The organism is Pelosinus baikalensis (genome assembly GCF_020819555.1).
Lineage (GTDB): Bacteria > Bacillota > Negativicutes > DSM-13327 > DSM-13327 > Pelosinus > Pelosinus baikalensis.
Window position 1 is genome coordinate 1 of the sequence record NZ_JAJHJB010000070.1, and the last position, 10,982, is coordinate 10,982.

Here is a 10,982-nt window from a genome sequence, read left to right on the forward strand (position 1 = left end):
TGATGTCTCTATTTTACACCAACTTGGAGGTTTACACAGATTTCGGGATAGTCTCGTGGATTGATCATAGTGAATAATTTTATCTTTTTGCGGCAAAGTATACTTTTCATGATCTTGCAGTCAAATAAGTCAATTACTAAACAACTCAAGCCTTACCCCAATTCTCCCACTTCATATTTCTCTCCAATCAATCGGGGGACGGTGGTTGCCTTAAACAAAGACAAAACCACGTCCCCCGTCTGCTTCCATCGCGCCCTTTATAGGCGTGTGATTATAAAAAAATAAGGGGTAGTAGAGAAAATAACTCTACATGTTACCCTTATTTATACTATTATGTCCTATTTTTATTTTTTCTTTTGTTGAAACTTAGCTTTACCTGTTGCCGTTAAGTAAATAGCATATATTATAAAAACTAGACATAGCCCAACTGATCCATATTTTACTAATTCATACATATATTTTATTCCGCCTTTCGAAACTGAAAATTAATTGAATTTAATATAAAGTATTAAATTCCTAATTAACATATAATATAATAAATTAAAAAGTTTTTCAACATAAACATTCCTTTTTTCAAAAATTTTCCATTTATATAAAACATAACCAAAATGACAATGAGGACGTTTCTTATCAAAAAAAACGTCAAACTGCGCGAAATGCCTATGAATCAGTCTATATATTGCCCCTTCCCCATCATATAATAAAGAGAATTCTTTCTTAAAGAGCAGTTCTATAAAAAAAACCGCCCTTACCCTCAACATTCTGAGGATAGGGGCGGTACCTATTCTACTGTTACTGACTTCGCCAAATTCGTTGGTTTATTAACGCCACATCACGAGTTACAGATGCAAAAAGTTTGTCACCACAGCTAGTGTAAGTGAAACAGGGACAGATACATTGTTTTCCTGTCCCCCTGTTCATATCACAAAACAAAAGAAATCCTGCTAAATTCATTTTTAGAAACATCCCTTGTCCCATTTCTTAATGTAAATCTTTTTTCAGCAGTCCCTGAATCGCTTTTGCCAATTCCTGCACTACTTCCGGCGGCGGCTGTTCTTTGGGGTACTTCTTACCACCTACAATCCAGCCATCTTTTGTCGCATGAATTTCTTGTTTTTTCTTATCCTCTGCCATAAAAACACCCTCCTTCCACTAATACACACACAGCCCCAAGGTGACGACTCTACCGTCTCTTCCTTCTTGAAGGGACTTTTAATTACGCCTTCAACTTATTAAGAAAGCTGTTTTTCATGAGTCTACCAAGTAATCATTCATGTAAAAGATTCTCCGTTCAGGATTTCTACATATCCATCCGTTCCGTTCACCCGGATTCGCTGACCATCTTTAATCAGTTGGGTAACATTTTCTACGCTTACTACTGCAGGAAGACCGTATTCCCTTGCAACAACGGCACCATGGGTCATCATTCCGCCTACCTCGGTAACCAGACCTTTAATGGACACAAATACCGGCGTCCAACTCGGATCAGTAAATTTGGTGATCAGGATATCGCCAGGCTCGATGAGTGCATCTTCCATTCTTAAAACGACACGTGCCCTGCCTTCGACGATACCGACTGAAACGGGTACACCGGGCAAGGCACCCTCCGGAATATGGCCGGTGTCATATTCACCGGTGATAATCTCACCGTCGGAGGTCATGACCCGCGGTGGGGTGAGCTTTTCATAGACGGCATAGTCGGCTTTGCGCTTGATTACAATGCTGTAATCAAGCTGACTGGTGCGAACAGCCTCCCGGAGCTCATCAAGGGATAAATAATAGATGTCCTCTTTTTCGTGGATGATTCTCTGCTTGACAAGCTTATCGGCTTCATTGAGCAGGGCTTGCTTGACAATCCAGTAATACCAGACCAGGACATACTTATTGTATTCCCGATAGCCGGCGAAATTGCGCAAAACACTGATGGCCTTCTCGGTTCGCTGCACCTTACGCTTGCCGCTCGGCAATTGCTCAAGGCGGCTCAGGAGGTCCTGCTCTTTTTGCTGCGCTTCCTGCTTGCCTTGTTCAAACTTGCTGTTATGGGCGTTGGGTGCAAAATTTTTGATATTGCTAAGAATCATGGGGATAAGTGCGGTCGGTTGTTCGTTCCAGCGGGGTCTGGTCATATCGATCTCACCTGAACAACGCATGCCGTATTTTATTAGGTAAGCCTGAAGGGCAGTACTGACAGCATCGCCACCTGACAGTTTGGCCAGGTCGGCAAAAAAAGTCTCATCCTTGGCATGATCAAAGTACTCCTGCACCGCCGGATACTGGCGAACAACATCGGCAACATCCAAAAGCTCCAGTCCCATTTCCGAGGTAACATTGTTGTCTACTGATTGTGAAAGTGTAGCAGCGGCGTTTTTTTCGCCCAGCCATTTCAGCATATTTTTATTTAGCCAGTCGGCGGCATAGGTACCTGCAAAAACCACTCCGTAGCCGTCAGAGACTGAGTGCTTCATTTTCGCAACACCTTCTAGAATAAAATCAAACAGCGCATCTCCCGTTAGCCCAACAGCCTTTTTCTCCAGCTCTTTAAGCAGCGTCTCGTTCTTGGTCATTAGCCTGGTCACAACGCCGGCGTCGTTTTTCCAGTAGTTCTTAATGGCCTGAAATACCCAGGTTAGCATGCCGCTATTCATGCCGATGGTAGCCTTGCCATGGGGCAAAGTTTTCATAAACTCTTTGTCTTTTACGATCTTGTAAAGCGCATTCTGCATGAGAATATCAACCTTGTCGACACTCTTAATAAAAAGCTTGGCGGTAATCGGCGAAGTCAGATCCCCTGATACATCGATAAACAACCGGCCACCGGCTTCATACATCTGGGTGAACCCGAAGTGCTTAAATAAAGACTTGAACATGGATATTCCCAATGGCTTGATGGCTTCTGTCATCATTTGACGGTGCCCAAATGAGAGATAGACACGATTTTTTTCATCTTCTACGGTCGGCAAGGGGTATAAGGTGGTGATAGGACGGCTCTGAACGATCAAGAAGGTATTGTCGGCAAGGCACCATTCAATATCTTGCGGGCAGGAAAAATACGCTTCGATTTTTCTGCCCATACGCTCAAGCTGCAAAATTTGCTCATCTGTCAGGGTTGGACAATTTTGCAGCTCGGATGCAATCTCACGCTGTTCTGTGCCACCCTCTGCTAAGGCAAAGATAGCCAGTTTTTTTGCGGATATTTTCTTATCGACAATCCTGCCCTCCCGCACCTTATAGATATCGGCATTCACCAGTCCCGAGACCAGTGCCTCACCAAGGCCAAAGCTAGCGTCTATAGACAGCACTTTCCGGTTGGAGGTGACAGGATCAGCAGTAAACAGAATCCCCGCCGCCTGGGGGAAGACCATCCGCTGGATGACGACAGACAGATAGACTTTATGGTGGTCGAAGCCGTTTTGGATACGGTAAGTTACGGCGCGGTCAGTAAACAGCGACGCCCAGCACTTGCTGATATACTTAAGGATGGCATCTTTTCCGATAATGTTTAAATAGGTATCCTGCTGGCCCGCAAAGGATGTCGTTGGCAAATCTTCCGCAGTAGCACTGGAACGCACGGCATAGGCATTTTTTTCGCCAAGCTTTGAGATATAGTGAGTAATCTCTTCCTCTATGTCCCTGGCAATGGGTATCTCTTCGATGACCCTGCGGATCTTGCCGCTGATTTCAGCGATTTTATATCTTTCGTCTGCCCTAAGCTGCGATAATTGATCCAGCAACGCGCCAAACTCCGGTGCTTGCCCGATGATTCTTTTATACGCTTCAGTAGTCACACAAAAGCCCTCCGGTACCCGTATCCCTTCAATTCTGGATAGTTCTCCCAGGTTGGCGCCCTTGCTACCGACTACCATGAGCTTTGTTTTATCAATTTCCTGTAAACCGAGCAAATAGGAATTCACAGATATCCCTCCTTGTTTGTTGTCCAATCAATCAGGAGCCGTATTCTATCACTCCTTAAGCGCATGTAATTCCTGCTTTAATTATTTTAAGACCATCATTGATCTTTTTTAGAAGCATATTCTCGTTGAAACCAAACAGGGAAAACTGCTTCCAAATGAGAGTGTACATCATATCCGCGACCAGATCGACATCAATTTCCGGCCTTATTAAGCCGCGCTCTTTATCACGCTCAATCCTTCTGATCAAACCTTCGAACGAATCAGCACGGAGCTTGGTAATGAATTCGCTGGTATCAATCTCCATCAACATACTGATCTGGCTATATTCCAGTTTTGACCGGCCCCATTCCAATGAGGCTTTGGTTGCTTGTATGCAGATTTCAAAGACATCCGCCTCCGAGTCTAAGACATCGGCGCGGAGGATTATCTCCCGCTTCTCCCTTACAATTTCCTCGAACATATAACGAAAGATGTCCTCTTTATCACTAAAATACTGATAAAAGCTTCCCCTGGGTATTCCAGCGGCCTTCACAATCTGATTGATGGATGCTTCGCTAAAACGCCGGGTTGAAAACTCCTGCACGGCGGCATCAAAAATTCTCCGTTTTTTACCATCACTTAAATTATAGAAAGTGTCTTTCGGCACGCTATCATCTCCTTTTAAGATATAATAGCACGATATACCCATACATGACAACCATGTCATATGACGAAGTTGTCATTTTATTTTATACAGAAATGATCCCAAATATGTTTTTCTATCCATTTATAAAAAATACCCTTTAAGTAAGTTTTGGATACTAGACTTAAAGGGTGAATGATTTTATTGTCATTATATTTCGAAGGGTGACACTAGAAACGTTCCTTTTTGGCAAACAGTCTCTTTATTTAGTTAGCCTATTTAATAACGGCTTCTCAACAAAACGGATTGCCGCCGCAGCTAATACTGAGGTGGGGTCAATGGACGGTCGTTCAATATGAAATAGTTCAAATGCAACCGGAAGCTCTGTACAACCCAATACCAATATTTCTGCCCCTTTCTCAAAAAGCTCGTCGATTGTTCCATAAAACTGATTAAGGCTGATATTCCTATTTGACGCCTTTATCCCATTATAAATAACATCCATTACACTCATCTGCCCTTTTGGCGAAGGAATTACCAAATCAATTCCCGCGTCCGCTAAGGCCGTATGATACACTCTTGACTTAATGGTCCCATCTGTTGCCAGTAACCCAATTTTTCTTATTTTTCTTCTTTGGATTTCCTGCACCGTTTCTTTCAACATATTTAAAAGTGGAATATCGAAGAAAGGCGTAATCTTATCATAAAAATAATGCGCTGTATTGCATGGCATAATTAATACATTTGCCCCCATGGACTGCAATCTAACGCCGCTTCTCACCATTTCGGGGATGGGGTCCTTTCCCCCTCCTAATATGGCTTTTGTCCTATCCGGAATATTAGTATTACAATCTATACAAATATGGATATGTTCCTGGTCACACTTGGCATCCGTCATATCTATAATCTTTTTAAACAAATCACATGTAGCTAATGATCCCATACCGCCAATAATGCCGATTGATTTTTGCATGATACCTTTCCCCCTGCTTATAACAATAACTTCAATGATTCCTTATTTGATTTCATTATAAATTTCAACTACAATAGAATCAAATACATATATCAGTATAAACAATATAATCATTTGGTTATAACAAGGAGGCGTCATGTTTAAAGGAAAAGAATATATCTATGAAGTATACAAAGAAAAAAGCTTTTCAAAAGCAGCACAAAATCTCTATATCAGCCAACCAGCGTTAAGTGCTTCCATCAAAAAAATTGAAAAGCGCCTTGGCTGTTGTATTTTTGACCGAAGCAGTAATCCTGTTCAATTAACAGAAGCAGGCACCGAATATGTAAAATCCATAGAAAAAATTATGGATATTGAAAATCGGTTTGAAAACTATCTCAGTAATTTAAACCAATTAAAAACAGGACGCCTTTCTATTGGCGCAAGCAATGTATTTGCTTCATTTATTCTTCCAGCAATCATCACAAAGTTCACCAATAAATACCCATCTATTAAAGTAAATCTAGTCGAAGCCAATAGTGCTCATTTAGAAGACCAGTTATTTTCAGGCGCACTTGATTTTGTAATTGATAATTACCCCTTGAACGAACTAATCTATGAAAAACACTTATTTTGCAGCGAATGTCTTATTCTAGCCGTTCCTCAAGAATTTTCTTCAAACTGTCTCGCTCAAGAATATCAGTTAACAATCGACGATATCCGTCAAGGAATGCACTTAAAACCAGCGACCAAGCCCATGCCTTTATCGTTATTTACCAATGATCCATTCATTTGTTTAAGGGCTGGAAACGACACGCGAATGCGTACAGATAAAATTTTCCAAGAACAAGGCATTACACCCAAAATTATTTTGGAATTGGATCAGTTAGCTACAGCTTATAATGTTTCCTGTTACGGCATGGCAATTACCATTATTAGCGATACCTTAGCTCAAAAAGCAAACTATTCTTCAAATATGCTATATTACAAAATAAATAGTACTCATACATTCCGCAACGTGTTCTTCTACAATAAACAAAATAAATATATCACCAAAGCCATGGAAGAATTTATAAAAATAGCACAAAATACAGATAGCAAACACTAACTACATCGATAATAGATAATCCTGAGAGAATTACTGTCTTGCGGCCAAACCGGTCGGATAGTGGCCCGTAAAAGAGGCAGCCAATCGCAAAACAGAAGGAAAAGGAGCTACTGGTCCAGGCCGCCTGTGTCGGCGTAACCTTAAAAATGTCTGTAAAGGTTGAAATCAAGGGAATAGTGATGTAAAGACTCGACATAATCACCAGCCCCGACCAATATAAGACGAATGTCATGAACGAATAATTTTTTAATGGTTCTTTTATTGTGTTAGGGTAGATAGTCTGCCTGGCGCTTGATAAATTCTTTAGATTTTTTGAGCCAGTCCATTTCATAGGTTAACTGGCCGACTTTTCACTGCAATCGGGCAATTCATTCCTTTTCCGCTGTCAATTCCTTATCAGTTTCCGACAATCCTCTTTTAAACACGTCAGATGCCCGTTCTAAGAATTCCGTATTCCACCGACTTAGCGTACTTCAGACAAATAAAAACCCCTCCTTGCCTTGGCTTGGCAAGGAGGAGGTGCCTCCCTGGCGGGAAAATTCCGGATTTGGATGGTGAATGCGAACCAAATCGAACCCCTATCCATTTTTTGATAACATTCTTCGCCATTACCAATGATACGGTTCTCCGTATCGGATATAACGGCGAATTTTTTTAAATATAATACAGTGGACAGGAGCTCTGCACGGTGATCCGTGGCCTAGCAAATCCGCCTATTATATATCATTTACTACAGGGACTATATTGGGGATTGAATCTACAGATTTTTTAATTAGAAAGTAGAGCCCATTCCCTTATTGTTTTTGCAGTGATTGCAAAATTGCTTTAGAGAAACTATCGCTGGATTGAGGATTTTGCCCCGTAATCAGGTTGCCGTCAACGATAACATAATCCCCCCAAGGATTTGTAGAAACAAAATCAGCGCCAAGTTCTCTTAATTTGCTTTCCACAGCGAAAGGAACCAGTTTATCCAATGCAGCAATTTTCTCCTCTTCATTAGTAAATCCAGTCACTTTTCTACCAGCGATCAAAGGTTTCCCTTCGGCCGTCGTTGCGCTTATTAATCCGGCAGTACCGTGACATACAGCGGCAATAATGCGGTTTGTCGAATCAAAATATCTTAAGATATTAGCAAGAGCTGGATCGCTTGATAAATCAAACAAAGGACCATGTCCACCAGGTAATACGACAGCAGCGTATTGTGTATAATCTACTTGCTCAAGCTTAACGGTGGATTGTAGAACTTTAGCTGCGGCGCTCCATTCGGCAGGAACTTTCTCAGGAATGCTGCTAGGATCAATAGGGGCAACCCCGCCTAATGGACTTGCAACCGTTACCTCATATCCAGCAGCACGGAAATTTGTGTATGGTACAGCAAACTCTTCCATCCACAGTCCCGTCTTATGAGACTTGTCGAAATGATCCCTATTCGTAACAACCATTAAGATTTTTTTCGAAGATTGCATATGATTTTCCCCCTTAAAATTATTGGTAAACCCAATACTCATATTAAATAGAACTACCAACACTAAAAATAAGACAACTTTCTTCATATTACCTTACTCCCCCTAATAATTTTTTGCTTATTCACCAAAGGTTCTACGAAGTTAATAATGTCCACCTTCAAGAAGCCCATAAGCTAGCCTGCTTGCTATTATTGCTATCATACCTTATGATTATCTATAATAAAAATAAATATTTATCGATGGAGGTATAAAAATATTTATGCTTAATCTCGACTGGTATCGAAGCTTTATCGCTGTCTATAAATCTGGGACTGTATCAGATGCCGCCAAAATGCGCTTTCTTAGCCAGCCAGCGATTACGCAGCACTTAACGGCTCTGGAGAACACTATTGGTTCAAAGTTATTTACTCGCACTCCCCGTCATATGGTTCCAACTGACATTGCAAAGGAACTCTATAATCAAATCATGCCACCCCTGCAGCGCTTAGAAGAGATATCCTTTAAATCCCGGCAAAGCACCCTCAAGCATGAAAAGCCCCTTATTCGAATCGGCGCGCCGTTAGATTTTTTTAAAGAAAAAACCCTCTCAGAACTTGATACTCAACGTTTCAGGTACCAGATTAAATTTGGAGATACTCCTAACCTGATTGAAGATCTTACGCGAGGAGAACTTGACTGCGTGGTAGCATCCCAGCGAATATCCATTCAGCATATTGAGTATCAAAAGATTTATGATGAAACCTTTCTTTTAATTGGCAGGTCAGATATCGAAGCACCTCAAATACCAGATTATTCTGATGCGTCACTAAAAATCATGGAAGATTGGCTTAGCTCACAAAGCTGGATTAGCTATGGAGCTGAACTCCCTATAATTCGCCGTTTTTGGTGGCAAACTTTTAATCACCGCCCTGAAATGCTTGCTACTATGGTAGTTCCTAACCTACATGTCATTAGTAAAGCTGTAGAGCTTGGTATGGGATTAAGTATATTACCAGATTATATGTGCAAAACCAAATTAAACGATGGCACCTTTCGGATAATCTGGAATCCACCACAGTCAGTTCAATCTGAGGTCCTTTTAGCATATAGAAAAGGTGACATTCAAAATGAAGGCTTATACTATATTCAGAACATGCTTGTACCAGAGCAATTTTAGTAAGGAAAAAGCATCTACTTTGTCGATAACGGGTTCCGCTTTAAGTGGCGTCAACCCTAAAAATATGCCTGAATCACATATGAATTCACAGAAGCATCAGGGACGGTTCGCCTACTCCCACATGTCACAGGACCAGCTAACTAAAGTCATGCCTCCGCTTCTTTACCACAAACGAAAAAAACGTGCCAAATTTCTTGGCACGTTTTTTTCGTTATTATAAATGATACGGTTCTCCGTATCGGGTATAACAGCGAAATGTCGGTCAGAATAATGAAACTGCCCTCAATACCCGCTCAATATGCATGAGGGGCCAACAAAGGTGAAAAGAAAATAACCACTCAGTAGCTGATGCGATAAGGTTTTGATGAGTTGCCAGAGTTTCTATGCGATCCGGTGGTAGCTACTGCCATATTGGCAGCAAGTCGAGAACCACCCCGACTTGCTTCTATTTTCTTAATGATTTACAGGTATGACTTTTTGATACTGCATTGGCGTGAATCTCATTCCTTTCACTGTTTGCTCCGTATCGGTATCAACAAATCCCAATTTATTATACACTTCGGTTGCATATGGCGAGGAATTTACTGTAATGGTACTTGTTGTACAGTTTTTTAATACAGTTTCAAAAAGCTTCCGCCCAATCCCTCGTTTTTGGTAATTACTGCGTACAAAGAATAATGCAATATGGGTATCAGCATGCCTCGTAGCGATAACGCCGGCAAGCTTCTCTTTTTCATAAGCACCATAGAATCTAAGCTCATTTATCGCCTCTTCATCATGGATAAAATCCCGGAATGTCCGGATACCCTCTTCTGTGTAATCAGGTGCCTCAAATTCCAAAAATACATCCCATACAAGACGGATAGCATCTGCCTTTTCCGATGTCATAAACTCTCTTACTTCCATGTCCGTCATATCGAATACCTCCTGATTTAGGCAATTATTTTCTTGATATCACTGCCTCAAACACATACTGTACACAGGCTTTTCTTTAATTTGCTTAAGTAATGCATTCGCTCTTACTTGCTCCAAGATATAATTTCATGAGGATCTCTACCACCAGTATACTGCAATATTTTGCGTCGAATTTCCTCTTCAGACAATTTCATTTTATCTACTGTATCAATAGTGTCATTCTGAATAACCTGGTGCAATCTTAACCACTCATTTTTCCCTAAAAGATTCAACGTAAAATCTGTATCGGTTAAGCCCCCACCACGTACATAATCAATAAAACTACTAAAACTATACTCTTCTAACTTTTTAACTAATCCTGCCCTTACTGGATTTTGGTGAATATAACTTACTAGCGGAATAAAATATTCGTCCACTTCAACAGGTATACTTTTATACCTATTAGAAATTAGCGTTCCACATCGATCATATTGACGATTAAAATACATAGCATACTTAGTTAACAGGCGCTTCATTATTATAGAAATATCACCCAATTGTTTTTCCAGCAGTAAGTGGACATGATTACTCATTAAACAATAAGCATGTATCTCAAATGCCATCTCTACTTACAAATTCTTTAGACTTCCAATAAAATATGAATAATCTCTTTCATCCTCAAATAAATGCTGCCGATTTATACCCCGAAACACTATATGATAAAAGCCCGATTCACTCATCTGTCTAGCCTGTCTACTCACTATTATCACCTCATGATTATAGTGGCCTTTTTATTGTTTCTTTATGACAAAAAGGACCGTCCCGTGCGCCAAGAAGCGCATGGTGTATAGCGGGTGGGACTCCCGTCTGGAA

Annotated in this window: 10 protein-coding genes; 2 read left to right on the plus strand and 8 right to left on the minus strand. The window is 40.9% G+C overall.

Translation table 11 applies throughout. From position 1 onward, the window contains the following. Nucleotides 1-981: 981 nt before the first annotated feature. The 4 genes from LMF89_RS24045 to cuyB all read right to left on the minus strand — a co-directional run bounded on the left by LMF89_RS24045 (nt 982) and on the right by cuyB (nt 5,506). On the minus strand, nt 982-1,134 hold the full coding sequence (locus LMF89_RS24045; RefSeq protein WP_229537364.1) for a hypothetical protein: 153 nt from the start codon (nt 1,132-1,134) through the stop codon (nt 982-984). A 137-nt stretch (nt 1,135-1,271) separates the two neighbouring features. Beyond that, entirely contained in the window at nt 1,272-3,911 is a 2,640-nt protein-coding gene (ppsA, locus tag LMF89_RS24050) for a phosphoenolpyruvate synthase (protein ID WP_229537365.1), read from the minus strand. Between the two features lie 55 nt (nt 3,912-3,966). Beyond that, entirely contained in the window at nt 3,967-4,557 is a 591-nt protein-coding gene (locus LMF89_RS24055; RefSeq protein WP_229537366.1) for a TetR/AcrR family transcriptional regulator, read from the minus strand. A 238-nt stretch (nt 4,558-4,795) separates the two neighbouring features. Further along, nucleotides 4,796-5,506, minus strand: a complete 711-nt coding sequence (gene cuyB / locus LMF89_RS24060) for a cysteate racemase (RefSeq protein ID WP_229537367.1) — start codon at nt 5,504-5,506, stop codon at nt 4,796-4,798. A 136-nt stretch (nt 5,507-5,642) separates the two neighbouring features. Here cuyB and LMF89_RS24065 point away from each other — a divergent pair, with 136 nt between their 5' ends. Next, a complete protein-coding gene (locus LMF89_RS24065) occupies nt 5,643-6,593 on the plus strand; it encodes a LysR substrate-binding domain-containing protein (RefSeq protein ID WP_229537368.1) in 951 nt (316 codons plus the stop codon). Here LMF89_RS24065 and LMF89_RS26440 read toward each other — a convergent pair. Both LMF89_RS26440 and LMF89_RS24070 read right to left on the minus strand, forming a co-directional pair. Continuing rightward, entirely contained in the window at nt 6,556-6,924 is a 369-nt protein-coding gene (locus LMF89_RS26440; protein ID WP_369412710.1) for an MFS transporter, read from the minus strand. The two genes, LMF89_RS24065 and LMF89_RS26440, sit on opposite strands and share 38 nt — an antisense overlap. 463 nt (nt 6,925-7,387) lie before the next feature. After that, nucleotides 7,388-8,146, minus strand: coding sequence for a type 1 glutamine amidotransferase domain-containing protein (locus LMF89_RS24070; protein ID WP_229537369.1), 759 nt, complete (start codon nt 8,144-8,146; stop codon nt 7,388-7,390). Nucleotides 8,147-8,318: 172 nt separating this feature from the next. On the opposite strand from LMF89_RS24070, the gene LMF89_RS24075 reads away from it, so the two are divergent. Then, complete coding sequence (locus tag LMF89_RS24075; RefSeq protein ID WP_229537370.1) at nt 8,319-9,215, plus strand: LysR family transcriptional regulator; 897 nt, start codon at nt 8,319-8,321, stop codon at nt 9,213-9,215. A 453-nt stretch (nt 9,216-9,668) separates the two neighbouring features. On the opposite strand, the gene LMF89_RS24080 is transcribed toward LMF89_RS24075, so the two are convergent. Next, nucleotides 9,669-10,130 (minus strand): GNAT family N-acetyltransferase, encoded by a 462-nt coding sequence (locus LMF89_RS24080; protein ID WP_229537371.1) that lies wholly within the window; start codon nt 10,128-10,130, stop codon nt 9,669-9,671. A gap of 104 nt (nt 10,131-10,234) precedes the next feature. Further along, on the minus strand, nt 10,235-10,732 hold the full coding sequence (locus LMF89_RS24085) for a transposase (RefSeq protein WP_255711620.1): 498 nt from the start codon (nt 10,730-10,732) through the stop codon (nt 10,235-10,237). Nucleotides 10,733-10,982 lie beyond the last annotated feature (250 nt).

What these genes read in the sequence shown, in the direction of transcription:
- LMF89_RS24045 (WP_229537364.1), bottom strand. Translation starts at nt 1,134, where the DNA reads ATGGCAGAGGATAAGAAAAAACAAGAAATTCATGCGACAAAAGATGGC.
- LMF89_RS24070 (WP_229537369.1), bottom strand. Translation starts at nt 8,146, where the DNA reads ATGAAGAAAGTTGTCTTATTTTTAGTGTTGGTAGTTCTATTTAATATG.
- LMF89_RS26440 (WP_369412710.1), bottom strand. Translation starts at nt 6,924, where the DNA reads ATGAAATGGACTGGCTCAAAAAATCTAAAGAATTTATCAAGCGCCAGG.
- cuyB (WP_229537367.1), bottom strand. Translation starts at nt 5,506, where the DNA reads ATGCAAAAATCAATCGGCATTATTGGCGGTATGGGATCATTAGCTACA.
- LMF89_RS24065 (WP_229537368.1), top strand. Translation starts at nt 5,643, where the DNA reads ATGTTTAAAGGAAAAGAATATATCTATGAAGTATACAAAGAAAAAAGC.
- LMF89_RS24085 (WP_255711620.1), bottom strand. Translation starts at nt 10,732, where the DNA reads ATGGCATTTGAGATACATGCTTATTGTTTAATGAGTAATCATGTCCAC.
- LMF89_RS24080 (WP_229537371.1), bottom strand. Translation starts at nt 10,130, where the DNA reads ATGACGGACATGGAAGTAAGAGAGTTTATGACATCGGAAAAGGCAGAT.
- LMF89_RS24075 (WP_229537370.1), top strand. Translation starts at nt 8,319, where the DNA reads ATGCTTAATCTCGACTGGTATCGAAGCTTTATCGCTGTCTATAAATCT.